15 protein-coding genes and 1 pseudogene are annotated in these 16,342 nt (G+C 62.0%); 11 read left to right on the plus strand and 5 right to left on the minus strand.

Annotation, left to right across the window (positions count from 1 at the left end):
* Positions 1-8 precede the first annotated feature (8 nt).
* Positions 9-128: pseudogene (locus tag OO306_RS26220) on the plus strand (GfdT protein); the annotation flags it as partial.
* Positions 129-232: 104 nt separating this feature from the next.
* Here the strand turns inward: OO306_RS26220 and OO306_RS26225 are convergent.
* Together OO306_RS26225 and OO306_RS26230 are read right to left on the minus strand one after the other, a co-directional pair.
* Complete coding sequence (locus OO306_RS26225; RefSeq protein WP_027594033.1) at positions 233-1,780, minus strand: AmpG family muropeptide MFS transporter; 1,548 nt, start codon at positions 1,778-1,780, stop codon at positions 233-235.
* A gap of 43 nt (positions 1,781-1,823) precedes the next feature.
* Positions 1,824-2,177, minus strand: coding sequence for an MGMT family protein (locus tag OO306_RS26230; protein ID WP_099430360.1), 354 nt, complete (start codon positions 2,175-2,177; stop codon positions 1,824-1,826).
* A 153-nt stretch (positions 2,178-2,330) separates the two neighbouring features.
* Here OO306_RS26230 and OO306_RS26235 point away from each other — a divergent pair, with 153 nt between their 5' ends.
* The 5 genes from OO306_RS26235 (at position 2,331) to groL (ending at position 6,909) form a co-directional block, all read left to right on the plus strand.
* On the plus strand, positions 2,331-3,341 hold the full coding sequence (locus tag OO306_RS26235) for a DUF481 domain-containing protein (protein ID WP_027594035.1): 1,011 nt from the start codon (positions 2,331-2,333) through the stop codon (positions 3,339-3,341).
* A gap of 75 nt (positions 3,342-3,416) precedes the next feature.
* Entirely contained in the window at positions 3,417-4,148 is a 732-nt protein-coding gene (locus tag OO306_RS26240; protein ID WP_027594036.1) for a HugZ family protein, read from the plus strand.
* A 64-nt stretch (positions 4,149-4,212) separates the two neighbouring features.
* Complete coding sequence (locus OO306_RS26245) at positions 4,213-4,677, plus strand: FxsA family protein (protein WP_027594037.1); 465 nt, start codon at positions 4,213-4,215, stop codon at positions 4,675-4,677.
* Between the two features lie 246 nt (positions 4,678-4,923).
* Positions 4,924-5,217: a co-chaperone GroES gene (locus tag OO306_RS26250; protein ID WP_003260750.1), complete on the plus strand. Its 294-nt coding sequence runs from the start codon at positions 4,924-4,926 to the stop codon at positions 5,215-5,217.
* A 48-nt stretch (positions 5,218-5,265) separates the two neighbouring features.
* A complete protein-coding gene (gene groL / locus OO306_RS26255; RefSeq protein ID WP_265970262.1) occupies positions 5,266-6,909 on the plus strand; it encodes a chaperonin GroEL in 1,644 nt (547 codons plus the stop codon).
* Between the two features lie 173 nt (positions 6,910-7,082).
* Here groL and OO306_RS26260 read toward each other — a convergent pair whose 3' ends face one another.
* Positions 7,083-7,811, minus strand: coding sequence for a phosphatase PAP2 family protein (locus OO306_RS26260; RefSeq protein ID WP_238209500.1), 729 nt, complete (start codon positions 7,809-7,811; stop codon positions 7,083-7,085).
* Between the two features lie 181 nt (positions 7,812-7,992).
* Between OO306_RS26260 and colR the strand changes: the two genes are divergently transcribed.
* From colR to OO306_RS26285, 5 genes are all read left to right on the plus strand, one after another.
* Positions 7,993-8,676 carry a two-component system response regulator ColR gene (gene colR / locus OO306_RS26265; protein ID WP_003255215.1) on the plus strand — a complete coding sequence of 228 codons (684 nt, stop codon included), beginning with the start codon at positions 7,993-7,995 and terminating at the stop codon, positions 8,674-8,676.
* On the plus strand, positions 8,666-9,976 hold the full coding sequence (locus OO306_RS26270; RefSeq protein ID WP_099430357.1) for a HAMP domain-containing sensor histidine kinase: 1,311 nt from the start codon (positions 8,666-8,668) through the stop codon (positions 9,974-9,976). Before colR ends, OO306_RS26270 begins: the two co-directional genes overlap by 11 nt.
* 107 nt (positions 9,977-10,083) lie before the next feature.
* Complete coding sequence (locus tag OO306_RS26275) at positions 10,084-10,764, plus strand: class I SAM-dependent methyltransferase (RefSeq protein ID WP_027594041.1); 681 nt, start codon at positions 10,084-10,086, stop codon at positions 10,762-10,764.
* Between the two features lie 6 nt (positions 10,765-10,770).
* Positions 10,771-11,472 (plus strand): lipopolysaccharide kinase InaA family protein, encoded by a 702-nt coding sequence (locus OO306_RS26280; protein WP_099430356.1) that lies wholly within the window; start codon positions 10,771-10,773, stop codon positions 11,470-11,472.
* The gene (locus tag OO306_RS26285) at positions 11,469-11,696 is read left to right on the plus strand and encodes a hypothetical protein (RefSeq protein ID WP_027594043.1); all 228 of its coding nucleotides are present in this window, start codon (positions 11,469-11,471) and stop codon (positions 11,694-11,696) included. Before OO306_RS26280 ends, OO306_RS26285 begins: the two co-directional genes overlap by 4 nt.
* Positions 11,697-11,875: 179 nt before the next feature.
* Here the strand turns inward: OO306_RS26285 and OO306_RS26290 are convergent, their stop codons facing one another.
* On the minus strand, positions 11,876-14,932 hold the full coding sequence (locus tag OO306_RS26290) for a multidrug efflux RND transporter permease subunit (protein WP_265970263.1): 3,057 nt from the start codon (positions 14,930-14,932) through the stop codon (positions 11,876-11,878).
* Between the two features lie 12 nt (positions 14,933-14,944).
* Positions 14,945-16,123, minus strand: coding sequence for an efflux RND transporter periplasmic adaptor subunit (locus OO306_RS26295; protein WP_265970264.1), 1,179 nt, complete (start codon positions 16,121-16,123; stop codon positions 14,945-14,947).
* Positions 16,124-16,342: the final 219 nt, after the last annotated feature.

Below are 16,342 nucleotides of genomic sequence, written 5' to 3' on the forward strand. Positions count from 1 at the left end.
AGACCACGATGCAGCAGGCCCAGAACGACGGTGTGGTCAGCGCCATGTCCCAGGCAACCGATGCGCGGCTTGCAGCCCAGGACCTGGCGCGGCAGCTGCTGCACCCGCACCTGGGGTTCGTGCTGTTTGGTAAACCCGCTCCCACAGGGATAGCGCAAGGCTCAGGGCCCGTGCTGAACCTGTAGGAGCGGGTTTACCCGCGAAGAGGCCCGTACAAACCGCCGCAGTACGCTCAGGGCCGCTCGGCCGCTGGGTTCTCCTCGGGCACGGGCTTGCCGCGCCCGGCCTCCTGACGCCACTGCAGGGCGATCAGAATCAACGTCGGCACGCCCAGCAGGGCGGTGATCAGGAAGAAGTCGTGGTAACCGAACTTCTCCACCATAACCCCCGAATAGCCGCCAATCAGCCGTGGCAGCAACAGCATGATCGAGCTCAGCAGTGCGTACTGGGTGGCCGAGAACTTCAGGTTGGTCAGGCTCGACAGGTAGGCGACGAACGCCGAGGTGGCCATGCCAGAGCTGAAGTTGTCCAGCGAGATAGTGACCACCAGCATGTCCAGGTTCGGGCCCATGTCGGCCAGCATCAGGAACAGAATGTTGGTCGCCGCCGATGCCGCGCCACCGATGAACAGGATCGGCATGATGCCGAAGCGCACGATCAACAGGCCGCCGACGCCGGCGCCGACCAAGGTCATGATCAGGCCGAAGATCTTGCTGACGCTGGCGATCTGGTCCTTGGTGAAGCCCATGTCGATGTAGAACACGTTGGCCATCACGCCCATCACCGTGTCCGACATGCGGTAGGTGGCAATCAGCCCGAGCAGCAGCAGCGCTTGCCAGCGGTAGCGGGCAATGAAGTCGTTGACCGGGGTAAGCACCGGGGCAAGGCCACGCCGGCCCATGGTCGACAGGCACGCCCAGGTCAGCATCGCGTACAGGATCAGGCGCAGGAAGGCGCGGTCTTCGAGCAGCAGGTCGAGGGGCGTCGCATCACCGAAGAACACGCTGGCCCAGTCGGTATTGAACAGCTGGGTGAAGCTGGCAGGCACCGACACCAGCAGCACGATCAACACGAACACCGACGCCAGCTGGTGCACCAGGCCGTAACGCGCCGCCGACAGCTGAGTACGCAGCGGCACTGACGGTTCACGCATGACCAAAGTGGTGAACAGCGCCGGCAGCATCAACAGGGCGAACATGATGTAGGTGCCGGCCCAGGCCTTGTGCAGGTAGCTGAAGCCGGTGGAGCCAAACCATTCGGCGAAGAACAGCGCACCGGCCGTGGCCAGCAGGGCCGCTACCCGGTAACCCGCCATGTAGCTGGCAGCCAGGGCGGCCTGGCGCTGGTCATCGGCAATCTCCAGGCGATAGGCATCGACGGCGATGTCCTGGGTCGCCGAGGCGAAGGCAACCAGAACCGCCAGGGCGATCAGCCACGACAGGTGCTGCTGAGGGTCGCACAGGCTCATGCCGACCAGCCCGATCACCACCAGTGCCTGCGACAGCAACAGCCACGAACGGCGGCGCCCCAGGCCGCCGAGCAGGGGCAGGCGCCATTGGTCGAGCAGCGGCGACCAGACCCATTTGAAGGCATAGGCCAGGCCGATCAGACTCGCGTAACCAATGGTCTCGCGGGCCACGCCAGCTTCGCGCAGCCATACCGAAAGGGTCGAGAACACCAGCATGTAGGGCAGGCCGGCGGCAAAGCCGAGCAGCAGAAGTACCAGGGTTGACGGGCTGGCATAGGCAGCGAGCGCAGCGCGCCAGGTTTTACGGGGCATGGGCCAACATCTGCCTCAAGTTTGCGAATACAAAGCGCGCACTCTAACCGCTGTGCTCCATCGGGCGCCAGCCATGGCGCGTCATATCCACACGATTATTGGTCACATTTACGCCTTCTGCGCGCAGCCGCGCGCGTTGTTCGTCGCCAGAGGGCGTGCCTAAAGCCAGGCTCAGCCGCCCGCCAGCGCCCAGTACCCGATGCCAGGGCAGGCGAGTGTCGGGTGGTAGCTGCCCGAGGGTACGCCCAACCCAACGTGCCGCGCGGCCAAGGCCCGCCAGCTCGGCAAGCTGGCCGTAGCTGACCACCTTGCCTTCGGGCACTTGCCCAAGTACCGAATACAGGGCCGTTCGTCGGGCCTCTGGCGTTTCCAATGCGTGCGCGTATGCCTCGGACATCAGTGCCCCCGTGGCCTGTGGATGAAACCGGACCAATGGTGACGGTAAATGAGTGTTGAACTCAATCGCAGGCTCCCGGTCTGTCCTTGCTCTGGTTGTCGGTATCTGGATAATGCCCGGCTTTTTTCGTCTAATCGAACCCGTAGTCCGCTTATGTATTCTAGATCCTTGTTGTGCCTGCTAGCTGCTTCCCTGTGCGCCGCGCCTGCGGTTGCCGACACCGTGTGGATGAAAAACGGTGACCGTCTCAGTGGCAAGATCAAAGTCTTCGACGGTGGCAAGCTGCTGCTGGAGACCCCTTATGGTGGGTCTATCGCGCTGGACTGGAAAGCCGTCAAGACCCTGGAAAGCGACCAGGAACTGCTGGTCAAGCAGGACGCCTACAGCGGTGAGCGGGCCAAATCGCTGAAGGCCGCCGAAGACGGCAAGGTCACCCTGGCCAATGGCGAGGCGCCCAAGACCGTCGACCTGGCCAGCATCGAACAGATCATGAAGCCCAAGCCGGTGGTCGAAGACCTGGTCTGGAAAGGCAACGTCGATGTTGCCCTGGACTACAAGCGTGCCGAGAACGACACCGACGACTATGACGTAGGCTTCAAGACCACAGCACGGCATGGCCGCTGGCGGCACAACGCCGAGGGCGAATACAACCGCGAGAGCAAGGACGACGTCACCACCACCGATAACTGGAGTGCCGAGTACGCCCTCGACCGCTTCATTACCGAGAAGTGGTTCTGGCAGGGCCGCATGGAATACAAGCGCGACCACATCGAGGACCTGGCTCGCCAGCGCACCGTGGGTACAGGCCCGGGTTACCAGTTCTGGGACGACGAGCTGGGCGCGTTCTCGCTGGGCTCGCTGATCAACCGTACCGATTTCGAGTACCAGGACGGCGCCAAGGACAACTTCTATGCCGCGGCAGTCAAGTGGGACTACACCCGCTACCTGATCGGCAAGAACGTGCAGCTGTTCACCAATGGCGAAGTCGCCAAGCCGCTGGGCAACGTGGCCGACTACTCGCTGGATGCGGAGGTTGGCCTGCGCTACAAAGTCACCGAATGGGCCTCGCTCAACCTCAAGGCCGAGAAGGACATCATCAGTGGTACGCGTGACAGCGACCTGGACAAGACCCGCTACACGGCAGGCTTTGGCGTGACCTGGTAACGCGCCTACAGTGGCAGCGGCGGGTGATAATGCTTATCTTGTCACCCATCCAGTCCGCCGCCAGGAGCGCCCTTCGTGAGTAACAAAGCCATCCGCCCCGCCCGGGAACTGCTGCTCAAGGAATACCGCGGCGTGCTCTCGACCCATTCCAAGTCCATGCCCGGCTTCCCGTTTGGTTCCGTCGTGCCGTATTGCCTGGATGCACAGGGCAACCCGCTGATTCTCATCAGCCGCATCGCCCAGCACACCCACAACCTGCAAAAAGACCCTAAATGCTCGCTGCTGGTCGGTGAGCGTGAAGCCGAGGATGTGCAGGCGGTCGGCCGCCTGACGGTGATGGCCGAAGCACACAAGCTGGTGGATGAAGCCGCCATCGAGGCCGCTGCCGAGCGCTACTACCGGTACTTCCCCGACGCGGCCAATTACCACAAGGCTCACGATTTCGACTTCTGGGTGCTGCAGCCCGTGCGCCACCGCTACATCGGCGGCTTTGGCGCCATTCACTGGCTTGACCATGTAACCCTGGCCAACCCGTTCGCGGGCAAGGCCGAGGCGAGCATGATCGAACACATGAACAGCGATCACGCCAATGCCATCGCCCATTACGTCGAACTGACCGACCTGCCACGCACAGCCCCTGCGCTGATGGTCGGTGTCGACAGCGAAGGCATGCACCTGCGTATTGGTCAGGGCATCTACTGGCTGCCGTTCCCAAGCCTTTGCAATACGCCGACACAAGTTCGCGAAGCGTTGGTTTTACTGGCACGCGCCGACCAGTGGCCGGTTGCTGCTGAAGTCGAGGGTTGAAATTGGGAGCGGTCGCATCCATCTGAGGTCTTATTGGAAGGTCTCTTCCGTCGAGGAATCTTTGATGCGTGCTTTTCTACTGTTGCTTCTGCTGTTTCCTGTGCTGGAGCTGTTCGTCTTCGTCAAGGTCAGTGCGGCCATCGGGTTTTTCCCGGCGCTGCTGCTGATCATCGCCGGTTCGGCACTGGGTGTGCTGGTGATGCGCGTGGCCGGGCTGGCCACCGCACTGCGTGCCCGTGAAAGCCTGCAGCGCGGCGAACTGCCCGCTGAGGACATGTTCCAGGGGATGATGCTGGCGGTGGGGGGCGGCTTGCTGCTGCTGCCAGGTTTTATCAGCGACGTGCTGGGCCTGATCTGCCTGCTGCCGTTCACCCGTCACCTGGCTGCGCGCAAGATGCGCCAGCGGGCCGAAGAGCAGGCCATGCGCCAGCGTGCGTTTCAGGATGATCCGTTCCAGGCGCAGCCGCCGCGTGATGCCGGCCACCGCCCCAACGTGATCGAGGGCGAGTACGAGCGCCGCGACAAGTGACATTCAGGGGCCGCATCGCGGCCCCTGTTCTTTTTCCGTTCAGCGCTGATTAAAAATTTTCCGTATCAAGCCTTGTAATTGCCTATGGCGGCCTCATGTATGGGTCACCGCAAGGTTTCTGGTGGCGACACCAGACATAACTCAGGTGGTTCGCCCCGCGCGGGCCACCCCCGGCAACGCCGGACCGCATCAACCCGCCGGTGTCGATACCGGCCGATGAAAACCACAATTTGGGAGAGATCGACAATGAAGCTTCGTCCTCTGCATGACCGCGTAGTCATCCGTCGCAGCGAAGAAGAATCGAAAACCGCTGGCGGTATCGTCCTGCCGGGTTCGGCCGCTGAAAAACCAAACCGCGGCGAAGTTGTCGCCGTTGGCACCGGTCGCATCCTGGATAATGGCGAAGTACGCGCGCTGGCCGTGAAAGTGGGTGACAAAGTGGTTTTCGGCCCTTACTCGGGCAGCAACACCGTGAAAGTCGACGGCGAAGACCTGCTGGTAATGGCCGAGAACGAAATCCTCGCCGTTATCGAAGGCTGATTTCCCCGATTTCCCGTTATTCCAAAGAATTCCAAGGATTAAACGATCATGGCTGCTAAAGACGTAAAATTCGGCGATTCCGCCCGTAAAAAAATGCTGGTTGGTGTCAACGTTCTGGCTGACGCAGTAAAAGCGACCCTGGGCCCGAAAGGCCGCAACGTGGTCCTGGCCAAGAGCTTCGGCGCACCGACCATCACCAAGGACGGCGTTTCCGTTGCCAAAGAAATCGAGCTGAAAGACGCCTTCGAAAACATGGGCGCCCAGCTGGTCAAGGAAGTCGCTTCCAAGGCCAACGATGCAGCCGGTGACGGCACCACCACCGCTACCGTTCTGGCTCAAGCCATCGTCAACGAAGGCCTGAAAGCCGTCGCTGCCGGCATGAACCCGATGGACCTGAAGCGCGGTATCGACAAGGCCACCGCCGCTGTCGTCGCCGAGCTGAAAAACCTGTCCAAGCCATGCGCCGACTCCAAGGCCATCGCTCAGGTAGGCACCATCTCCGCCAACTCCGACAACTCCATCGGTGAAATCATCGCCGAAGCCATGGAAAAAGTCGGTAAAGAAGGCGTGATCACCGTTGAAGAAGGCTCGGGCCTGGAAAACGAACTGTCTGTCGTAGAAGGCATGCAGTTCGACCGTGGCTACCTGTCGCCGTACTTCGTCAACAAGCCGGACACCATGGTTGCCGAGCTGGAAGGCGCGCTGCTGCTGCTGGTCGACAAGAAGATCTCCAACATCCGTGAGCTGCTGCCAGTGCTGGAAGCCGTTGCCAAGGCCGGCCGCCCACTGCTGATCGTTGCTGAAGACGTTGAAGGCGAAGCGCTGGCTACCCTGGTCGTCAACAACATGCGCGGCATCGTCAAGGTTGCTGCGGTCAAGGCACCTGGCTTCGGCGACCGCCGCAAGGCCATGCTGCAGGACATCGCGGTCCTGACCGGCGGTACCGTTATCTCCGAAGAGATCGGCCTGTCCCTGGAAACCGCTACCATTGAGCACCTGGGTAACGCCAAGCGCGTCATCCTGTCCAAGGAAAACACCACCATCATCGACGGCGCTGGCGTCGACGGTGACATCGAAGCACGCGTCAAGCAGATCCGTGCCCAGATCGAAGAGACTTCCTCGGACTACGACCGTGAGAAGCTGCAAGAGCGTCTGGCCAAACTGGCTGGCGGTGTTGCCGTGATCAAGGTCGGTGCTGGCACCGAAGTCGAAATGAAAGAGAAGAAAGCCCGCGTTGAAGACGCCCTGCACGCTACCCGTGCAGCCGTTGAAGAAGGCGTGGTGCCTGGCGGTGGTGTTGCCCTGGTTCGCGCCCTGAACGCGATCGTTGACCTGAAAGGCGACAACGAAGACCAGAACGTCGGTATCGCACTGCTGCGTCGCGCTGTTGAAGCCCCGCTGCGTCAGATCACTGCCAACGCCGGCGACGAGCCAAGCGTTGTGGCCGACAAGGTCAAGCAGGGTTCGGGTAACTTCGGTTACAACGCTGCTACCGGCGAATACGGCGACATGATCGAGATGGGCATCCTGGACCCAGCTAAAGTGACCCGTTCGGCACTGCAAGCTGCTGCTTCGATTGGCGGTCTGATGATCACCACCGAAGCCATGATTGCTGATGCTCCGAGCGACGCTCCAGCTGGCGGCGGCATGCCAGACATGGGCGGCATGGGTGGCATGGGCGGCATGATGTAAGCCAGCCTTACCCCTAGCCTCATAAAAAAGCCCCGGCTCGCGAGAGCCGGGGCTTTTTTTGTGCTTCGGTGGTGAACATTGGGGCTGCTTTGCAGCCCATTCGCAGCGCAAGGCTGCTCCTACAGGTGCCACGCAGCCTTGTGCTGCGAATGGGCCGCGCAGCGGCCCCTCACTCAGGCAACACTGGCCTCCACAGCAGGCGCCTCAACCCGCCCGCGCCGGTACAAAACCAGGTAATACGACCCCAGCCCGATCAACCAGCAGAACACCGCCGTCCACACGTTATGCGACAAGAAGTGCGCCCCTTGCATCATCCGCCCGACCGACAGCACCGAACCGGCGACCAGCGCCACCCCCAACGCCACCCGTGCCAGGCGCGGGCGTCGGTCACGCAGCGCAAAGAACAACGCGAACAAGCAGAAGCCGGTCGCAGCATGCCCGCCCGGCCAGCACAGCCCCGGCTTGTCGGTGGCGGGGCGTGCCTCCAGCAGCTTGCTGTAGGTTTCCTTGCCGCCGAACTGGCTCAGGCTCCAGGGGCACTGCACCTGGGTGACCTTCTTCAGCGGTGTCACAAACGCCGTGGACAAGCCCAGCGCCAACACCAGGCAACCCAGCTCCCGGCGCCAACCGAACAAACGCTTCCAGAAGAAACTCACGGCAAAGGTCAGCAAGGCCAGCAGCCCCAGCAGGATCACCACCTGCTTGACCCCATCATGCAGTACGTTCTCCAGCAAATAGCTGTGCCGGCCGATGAATTGCCCGGCAGCCGGGTCGAAGAACAGGTTGGCCACGTCCATGTCGACCGAGGTCAGCTCAAGCAGGATCAAGGCTACTGCCGTCACCAGAGGAATGCCCAGGTACAGCCAGAGATTGATCGGGCGAGGGCGGGTACGTTCGTGCATGACGACTCCAGGGCGCAAAAAAGATCGGGCATTATCGAGTGGGCGCTATCCTGTGTCCGTGAAGGATCGGTGAAAAAACTGTCAACTCCGGTGAATTTACCCCAGGGGTGGCACAGTGCAGGCATTGGCCTTAAGCTGCGCCTGCCGCGCACCACAGCGAAGCGCCGCACAGGAGAACCCGATGCGCATTCTATTGGTTGAAGACAACCGCGATATTCTTGCCAACCTGGCCGATTACCTCGGCATGAAAGGCTACACCGTCGATTGCGCCCAGGACGGCTTGTCGGGCTTGCACCTGGCGGCCACCGAGCACTACGACCTGATCGTCCTCGACATCATGCTGCCCGGCATCGATGGCTACACCCTGTGCAAACGCCTGCGCGAAGACGCCCGGCGTGACACCCCGGTGATCATGCTCACCGCCCGCGATCAGCTGGACGACCGCCTGCAAGGCTTCCGCTCGGGTGCCGACGATTACCTGCTCAAGCCGTTTGCGCTGTCGGAACTGGCCGCGCGCATCGAAGCGGTGCTGCGCCGTGCCCAAGGTGGTGGGCGTCGCACCTTGCAGGTCGCCGACCTGAGCTACGACCTCGACACCTTGGAAGTCACGCGCCAAGGCCGCCTGCTTAAACTCAACCCGGTCGGCCTCAAGCTGCTTGCCGTGTTGATGCAGAAAAGCCCACACGTGCTGCGACGCGAAGTGCTGGAAGAAGCCCTGTGGGGCGACGACTGCCCTGACAGCGACAGCCTGCGCAGCCATGTGCACCAGTTGCGCCAGGTGATCGACAAACCGTTCGAAAAACCGCTGCTGCATACCGTCCATGGCGTCGGCTATCGCCTCGCCGAGGGCCGCGATGGAGTTTAAGCAAAGCCTTGCCCAGCGCATCATCATCGCCTTTGCGTTGATGAGCGCGCTGGTGGCCGGCGCCTTCGCCTTCGGCATCGTCGCCACGGTGCACCTGGTTGAAGAGCGGCTGATTTCCACCGTGCTGGGCGGCGACCTGCAACGCCTGTTGCGCATGGACAGCGTCAGTGACTGGAGCCATCGGCCGCGTCCGGACCAACTGTTCTACTTCAGTGGCGGGCGTGACGATTTCGAGTTGCCCAAAGACTTGCGCCACCTCGACAGCGGCTTCCACGAAGTGTTTCGCGACCAGCTGTCGTACCACGCGATGGTCGAGATCGTCGATGGCCGTCGCTACGTATTGCTGCAAGACCAGAGCGATTTCGAAGAGCGCGAGCGTGTGCTGTTCGCTGTTGTGGTCGTCGGCTTCGTGCTCAGCCTGGTGCTGGCCGTGATCCTGGGGTGGCTGGTGGCGCGCCGGGTGATGGCGCCGGTGATCCGCCTGGCGCGTCAAGTGCGCCACCGCGACCAGCTACTCGGCCTGGCACCACCGCTGGCACCCGATTACGCGGCCGACGAAGTGGGCCAGTTGGCCGTAGCTTTCGACGACACGCTGGGCCGCTTGCGCGACGCCTTGACCCGCGAGCGGCTGTTCACCAGCGACGTCAGCCACGAGCTGCGAACCCCGCTGATGGTGCTGGCCACGTCGTGTGAGCTGCTGCTGGAAAACCAGGCACTGGACCCGCGTGCACGCAGCCAGGTCGAGCGGGTGGCGCGGGCGACCGAAGAAATGCGCGAACTGGTCAAGACCTTCCTGATGCTTGCCCGAGCCCAACGCGATGAGGGTGCCGTGGCCTCCCAGGCGACCTTGCGCGAAGTTGCGGATGAACTCACTGGGGTTTGGCGCGAAACGATCGAGCAGAAGGGGCTCACGCTGTATTTCGACGGCCGCGTCAGCGCAAGCCCGGTGCTGTACAACGCCACCTTCCTGCAATCGGTGATGGGCAACCTGCTGCGCAACGCCGCGCACTACACCGACAGCGGTTACATTCGCCTGAGCCTGGAAGCGAACGGGTTCAGCGTCGAGGACAGTGGCGTGGGCATCCCCGAGGAGCAGCGCGAGGCGATGTTCAAACCCTTCGTGCGCGGCGCTGAGCGGCGTGGCGAAGGGCTGGGCTTGGGCCTGTCGCTGGTGCAGCGCATCTGTGACGACCAGGGGTGGCGCGTCACCCTGACCTCGACCTTGCCGCACGGCTGCCGTTTTCAGGTGGACCTGAGCCAAAGTGTGGAGAAGGGCAGCCCTTCGGGGTTGGTCGGGTAATTTTTGGTAATACCTCTCCAAAGAACTAACACTTTTTTCACATTGGCATAACCTGATTCCAACGCTTGCTTACCTAAGGTGAGCGCACTGGAGTCAGGAGATGCCCAATGCGTAGCCCCATCAAGCTTGAATTTTCCGAGAAATACGACAAAGACCACGCGCGCGAGTATTTCCTCAAGCATCAGGATGGTCTGGCCCGACGCCTTTCCCACAAGCGTGACGAGCAGTTGGCACGTCGCGCCTTGGCGTTGGCCGGTGAGCCGGGCCTGGTACTTGACCTGCCCTGCGGTGCTGGGCGCTTCTGGCCGTTGCTGGCGGAAAAACCCAACCGAGTCATCATCGGCGCCGACAACTCCGAGGCGATGATCGAGACAGCCTGTGCCGCGCAACCGCCAGAGGTGGTCGCCCGGGTACGCCCCTTGCAGACTTCTGCGTTCGCCATTGACCTTCCTGACAATTCGGTCGACAGCATTTTCTGCATGCGGCTGTTCCATCACATCGGCGAAGCGGCCCACAGAAAGACAATTCTTTCGGAATTTCAACGAGTTAGCCGTGATAGTGTGATTCTGTCGCTGTGGGTGGACGGCAACTTCAAAGCTTGGCGCCGGAAAAAGCTCGAGCAGCGTCGCAGCGCCAAGGCCGAGCAGGACAATTACCAAAATCGTTTCGTGTTACCAGCGGACACGGTCGAAGAAGAATTTGAGGCCGCCGGTTTCAGAATCCAGGAACGCTTGGACTTCCTGCCGTTCTATGCCATGTGGCGAGTCTATGTATTGCGTAAGGGGTAGTGTTTGATGGCTGTAGCCCAGAGTGGGGAGTCGCGGTTCGATTTTTACTGGCGCCAGCAGGGCGAATGGGTCGAGGAACCCAACCAGCGGCGTGGTGGCGAAAGTGGCGTGCAACGCCTCAACGATGCCAACGGCAAACTGCTGTATGCCAAGCGCCAGGTCGGGCACATCTACCGCAGCCTGTTGCACCCCTTTGGCCGGCCGACCGTTTTGCGTGAACTCGATGCCATCAACAGCTTCGAGCAATTGGGTGTACGTGTTCCGCACATCGTCTTTTGTGGTGCCGAGCGCGATGCCGATCATCAATGGCGCGCGCTGCTGGTTAGCGAAGCGCTGGATGGCTTTGTCGAGCTCGACACCTGGCATGCCGAAGGTGCCCGCGAGCGTTACCCTCAGGCGGTGCATGAGCGCATGCTCAAGGACCTGGCGGATAACCTGGCGCGTATGCACCTGGGGCACTGGCAGCACGGCTGCCTGTACGGCAAGCATGTGTTCGTCAAGGTGATCGGCGAGGGCGAACAGGCCCGGGTCGAAGTCGCTTTGCTGGACCTTGAGAAGTGCCGGCGGCGCATCAGCTGCCAACGTGCGGCGGCGAATGACCTGCGTCAGTTGCGCCGCCACTCGTCGTTCACTGATGCGGAATGGCAGACATTGCTCTATTTTTACCAAATGGCGTTTGGCAGCGTTGTCAAAGGGTTAGGGCAATGAAACTAGAAATCGCTCGAGCTTTGTTCCTGGTGGCTGGATTGGCCGTGACCACTGTGGCGGTGGCTGCCTGGGAAGAGCCGAAGCCGACGGTGTTCAGCAAGGCCGAGATGGCTGACCAGTGCGCTTTGCCACGTGTGGCAAAGCCGCAGGAACAGGCCAAGCCGGACCAAGACCTGTTGCTGTTCCTGTTCGGTATGCGTCAGGGATTGCGGCCGTTCGGCTGAACCTGGGTGGTGCTTGAAAACCAGAGGCCCTGCATAGCGGGGCCTCTGGTTTTTTTGTTTGTGAGTGCCGTCGGCCAACTACGATTCCGGTAGGAGCAGTCTTGTGCTGCGAAGAGGCCGGTAAAAGCACTCTGAATCTTCGCTGCTGCCACCGGCCTCTTCGCGGCACAAGGCTGCTCCTACCGGGAAATGTCAGCTGGCACAGGTGCCTTGGCCACCGTCTTGTGCGCCAGCAAGGTGTAGATGCAAGGCAGCACAAACAAGGTAAACAACGTCCCGATCGACATCCCGGTCGCAATCACCGTGCCGATATCGAACCGGCTCACTGCCCCTGCGCCGGTCGCCAGAATCAACGGCACCATGCCAAACACCATCGCCGCCGTGGTCATCAGTACCGGCCGCAGGCGGATGGCGGCCGCTTCCTCGATTGCCTCACGCACGCTCAGGCCTTTTTCTTCGCGCAACTGGTTGGCAAATTCGACGATCAGAATACCGTGCTTGGTAATCAGCCCGATCAGTGTCACCAGCCCGACCTGGGTATAGATGTTCATGCTGGAAATACCCAGGAACAGCGGCAACAGCGCCCCGCAGATCGACAACGGCACAGTCACCAGAATCACCAGCGGATCGCGGAAGCTTTCGAACTGCGCCGCCAGCACCAGGAAGATGATCGCCAGCGCCAGGCCGAAGGTTACCCACAACGCGCTGCCTTCCTGAACATACTGGCGCGCCACCCCGGCATAGTCGAAGGCGAAGCCTTCCGGGGCTTCTTCGCGAGCGATGGCCTGCACGGTCTGCAATGCTTCGCCCAGGCTGACCATGGGCACGCCTTGGATGATGGCCGAGTTCAACTGCTGGAACTGGTTGAGCTGGCGCGGGCGGGCGCGGTCGCTGAGGGTGATGAGGGTCGACAGTGGCAGCAACTGGCCCTGGTCGTTCTTCACGTAGTAGTTGTTGAGCCAGCCAGGGTTGTTGCGGTACGGCCGCTCGACCTGGGCAATCACCTTGTAGCTGCGGCCCTCCAGGGTGAAACGGTTGATTTCCCCCTCGCCCAGCAGGGTGGCCAAGGTGCCGCCCAGGGCGTCCATCGAGACGCCCATCTGCGCCGCTTTGGCCCGGTCGATGTCGACCACCACTTCCGGTTTGTCGAAGGCCAGGTCGATGTCGAGGAAGGCGAACTTGCCCGATGCCTGGGCGCGTGCCTTGATACGTTGGGCCACGTCCAGCAGGGCCGGGTAGTCCCCCGCGGTGTTGATCACGAACTGGAACGGCAGGCCCTCACCGGTGCCGGGCAGCGACGGCAGGTTGAAGCCGAAGATCTGCAGGCCGCCGATTTCTTCAAGTTTGGCCTGCACCAGCGGCAGCAGCTCCATCTGCGTGCGCTCGCGCTCGTTCCAAGGCTTTAGCAGGAAGCCGCCAATGCCGCTCTGCACACCGTTGAAACCGTTGATCTGAAACGACGAGTAATACTCGGGGAAGGCTTTGAACAACGGCGTGAACTGGTCGGTGTAGGCGTTGAGGTAGTCGAGGTTGGCCGGCTGCGGCGAACTGCTGATCATGAAGATCACCCCTTGATCCTCGTTGGGCGCCAGCTCGTTCTGGGTGAATTTGAGCAGTACCGGGATCAGGCACAGGACGATCACGGCGAACACCAGCACCACCGGCCGGCTGTCCAGGGTGGCGTGCAGCAGGCGCTGGTAGCGCACCTTGAGGCGCTCGAACAGCAGGTCGAGGCGATGGGCAAGGCCCGAGGGGTTCTGTTCCTGGCGCAGCAACAGCGCGCACATCATCGGTGACAGGGTCAGGGCGACGACGCCGGAGATGATCACTGCACCGGCCAAGGTCAGGGCGAATTCTTTGAATAACGCGCCTGTGAGCCCGGTCAGGAAGCCGATGGGGGCATACACCGCGGCCAGGGTGATGGTCATCGACACCACCGGCATGGCGATTTCCCGTGCACCTTCCAGCGCCGCGTCGAACGGCGTCTTGCCTTCTTCCATGTGCCGGTGGATGTTCTCCACCACGACAATGGCATCGTCCACCACCAGGCCGATGGCCAGCACCATCGCCAACAGGGTCAGCAGGTTGAGCGAGTAGCCCATCATCTGCATGAAGAACAGCACGCCGATCATCGACAGCGGGATGGTCACCACCGGGATCAGCACCGAGCGCAACGCGCCGAGGAACAGGAACACCACGACGATGACGATCAGCACCGCTTCGCCGAGGGTCTTGATCACCTCGTCGATGGAGGCCTGGATGAACAACGTGGCGTCGTAGGCAATCGACACTTTCAGCGCCGAGGGCAACTGGCTTTCGAGTTCCGGCATGATGCGCCGGACTTCTTTGATCACCTCCAGCGGGTTGGCGGCCGGTGTGGCCTTGATGCCGATGTAGACCGAAGGGATGCCGTCGAACGAACTGACCGTGTCGTAGTTTTCTGCACCCATTTCGACCCGTGCCACATCGCCCAGCAGCACCCGGCTGTCGCCGCTGGTCTTGACCGGCAGGGCAGCGAACGCTTCGGCAGACTTGAGCTCGGTGCTGGCATTGATGCTGGTGACCACGTACTCGCCTTTTACCTCACCGGCGGCCGAGAGGAAGTTGTAACGGCGCACGGCGTTGGTCACGTCGGTGGCCGAGAGGCCGTAGCCGGCCAGTTTCACCGGGTCGATCCAGATGCGCATGGCGAACACCTGGTTGCCGAGGATCTCCGCCTCGGCCATGCCCGGCAGGGTGGCCAGTTTGGGTTGGATCACTCGGGACAGGTAGTCGGTGATCTGCGGGTTGCTCATTTCCTTGCTGTAGAAGCTGATGTACATCAGCGCCGAGGCGTCGGCGGCCTCTTTGCTCAGCACCGGGTCTTCGGAGTCTTGCGGCAGCTTGTTGCGCACCTCGTTGGCCTTGGCCAGCAGTTCGGTGAACAAACGGTCACTGTCGGCGCCGACGCGCGCATAGATGGAGATGATCGAGAAGTTCTGCCGACTCACCGAGGTCATGTAGTCGATGCCTTCGGCGCTGGCCAGGCTCTGTTGCAGCGGCTGGGTGATGTAGCCCTGGATGGTCTCGGCGTTGGCGCCGGGGTACGCGGTGGTCACCGTGATCAGGGCGTTTTCCATCTGCGGGTACTGGCGAATCTGCAGTTTGCTCCAGGCCTGAAAGCCCAGCAGCAAAATCAGCAGGCTGACGACGCTGGCCAGGACCGGGCGACGGATGAACGGGTCGGTGAACGCCATGCCTGCCTCCTATCAGTCGTTGTGCGGGGTGCCTGGATCAGCCTTGCCTGGGTCAGGAGCACCTTGCTCAGGTGTGAGCGCCTTGTCCTGGCCGATGCGGATCGCCGCGCCGGGTGTGAGCTTGAGTTGCCCAGCGGTAACCACCTGCTCGCCGGCCTGCAGGCCCTTGCTGACCACCACCACGCCGTCGCGGCGCTCGCCCGTCTGCACGGTGCGCTGCTCGGCGATGAGCGGGGGTTGGCCGTCGTCGGTTTTTTCCGGGTTGCCGTCCTTGTCCTTTTTCGGGGTGGCGACATACACCGAGTTGCCATACAGGGTGTAGGTGATGGCGCTTTCCGGCACCACCACCCGCGGCTGTGGCGCGGGCAGCAGGATCAGCAGGTTGGCGAACATGCCAGGCAGCAGCTTGCCGTCAGGGTTGGCCAAGGTTGCGCGGACCAGCAGGTTGCGGGTGCTTTCCTCGACCTTGGGGTTGATGGCGCTGAGGCTGGCGGTGAAGGTCTGGCCCGGGTAAGCGGCGACCTGCACCAGCACCTGCTGGCCTAGGCTCAGGTGCGGCAGGGCCTGCTCGGGCACGTTGAAGTCGACGTAGAGGCTGGACAGGTCTTGCAGGGTGGCGATCACCGTGCCAGCGGCGAGGTAGTCGCCGACATCCACCTGGCGAATGCCGATGGTGCCGCTGAAGGGCGCACTGATGCTTTTTTTGGTCTTCGAGGCCTTGAGCTGATCGACCACGGCCTGGTTGCGCCGGTACTGGGCGGTGAGGCGGTCGTACTCGCCCCGGGAGATGGCCGAGTCGCCGACCAGCTGGCTGCCGCGGCCGAAATCGACCTTGGCCAGCCCCAGGTCGGCCTGGGCGGTGCCGAGCAGGGCGGTTTCCTGTTCGTCATTGAGTTGCAGCAGCAGTTGCCCGGCCTTGACCTTCTGCCCGGAGTCGAAGTGCAGGCTTTTGACGATGCCTTCCACCTCAAGGCTCAGCTCGACGCCTTGCAGGGCCTTGAGGCTGCCGACGGCGGGCAGGCGTTCTTGCCACTGGCGTTCTTCGGCCAGCGCTGCCGCCACGGTGATCGGCGGCTTGGGGGCTGTGAACACCTGGATCTGCTGGTAGATCGAGAAGGCCTTGTAGCCCCCCAGGGCCAACACGATCAGCAGAACGACGGCCAACATGATGAGCATGCGGCGGCGAAGCATAGGTCCGGTTCCTTGGAAACGTGGTTGTTATTCGTTTTGACACGACAACGGGCGATCCTGCCCACGTGTGGATGGGGGAAGTATTGACTGTTTTTTGTAAGTGGGGGAAAGGAATTGAACCGCTAATTTTACGCGGTCCCTGTAGGAGCGGCCTTGCGTCGCGAAAGGGCTGCGTAGCGGCCCCAGGATCTCAGCGTTAATGCAGAAATTGCTGGGGCC

It is taken from the genome of Pseudomonas sp. DCB_AW (assembly GCF_026240895.1).
Taxonomy (GTDB): domain Bacteria; phylum Pseudomonadota; class Gammaproteobacteria; order Pseudomonadales; family Pseudomonadaceae; genus Aquipseudomonas; species Aquipseudomonas kermanshahensis.

Excerpts from the sequence above, each read along its gene's own strand:
- OO306_RS26290 (WP_265970263.1), bottom strand. The coding sequence starts at position 14,932 with ATGGCGTTCACCGACCCGTTCATCCGTCGCCCGGTCCTGGCCAGCGTC.
- OO306_RS26260 (WP_238209500.1), bottom strand. The coding sequence starts at position 7,811 with ATGCACGAACGTACCCGCCCTCGCCCGATCAATCTCTGGCTGTACCTG.
- OO306_RS26285 (WP_027594043.1), top strand. The coding sequence starts at position 11,469 with ATGAAACTAGAAATCGCTCGAGCTTTGTTCCTGGTGGCTGGATTGGCC.
- OO306_RS26280 (WP_099430356.1), top strand. The coding sequence starts at position 10,771 with ATGGCTGTAGCCCAGAGTGGGGAGTCGCGGTTCGATTTTTACTGGCGC.
- colR (WP_003255215.1), top strand. The coding sequence starts at position 7,993 with ATGCGCATTCTATTGGTTGAAGACAACCGCGATATTCTTGCCAACCTG.
- OO306_RS26270 (WP_099430357.1), top strand. The coding sequence starts at position 8,666 with ATGGAGTTTAAGCAAAGCCTTGCCCAGCGCATCATCATCGCCTTTGCG.
- OO306_RS26235 (WP_027594035.1), top strand. The coding sequence starts at position 2,331 with ATGTATTCTAGATCCTTGTTGTGCCTGCTAGCTGCTTCCCTGTGCGCC.
- OO306_RS26275 (WP_027594041.1), top strand. The coding sequence starts at position 10,084 with ATGCGTAGCCCCATCAAGCTTGAATTTTCCGAGAAATACGACAAAGAC.
- OO306_RS26225 (WP_027594033.1), bottom strand. The coding sequence starts at position 1,780 with ATGCCCCGTAAAACCTGGCGCGCTGCGCTCGCTGCCTATGCCAGCCCG.
- OO306_RS26295 (WP_265970264.1), bottom strand. The coding sequence starts at position 16,123 with ATGCTTCGCCGCCGCATGCTCATCATGTTGGCCGTCGTTCTGCTGATC.
- OO306_RS26230 (WP_099430360.1), bottom strand. The coding sequence starts at position 2,177 with ATGTCCGAGGCATACGCGCACGCATTGGAAACGCCAGAGGCCCGACGA.
- OO306_RS26245 (WP_027594037.1), top strand. The coding sequence starts at position 4,213 with ATGCGTGCTTTTCTACTGTTGCTTCTGCTGTTTCCTGTGCTGGAGCTG.
- OO306_RS26250 (WP_003260750.1), top strand. The coding sequence starts at position 4,924 with ATGAAGCTTCGTCCTCTGCATGACCGCGTAGTCATCCGTCGCAGCGAA.
- groL (WP_265970262.1), top strand. The coding sequence starts at position 5,266 with ATGGCTGCTAAAGACGTAAAATTCGGCGATTCCGCCCGTAAAAAAATG.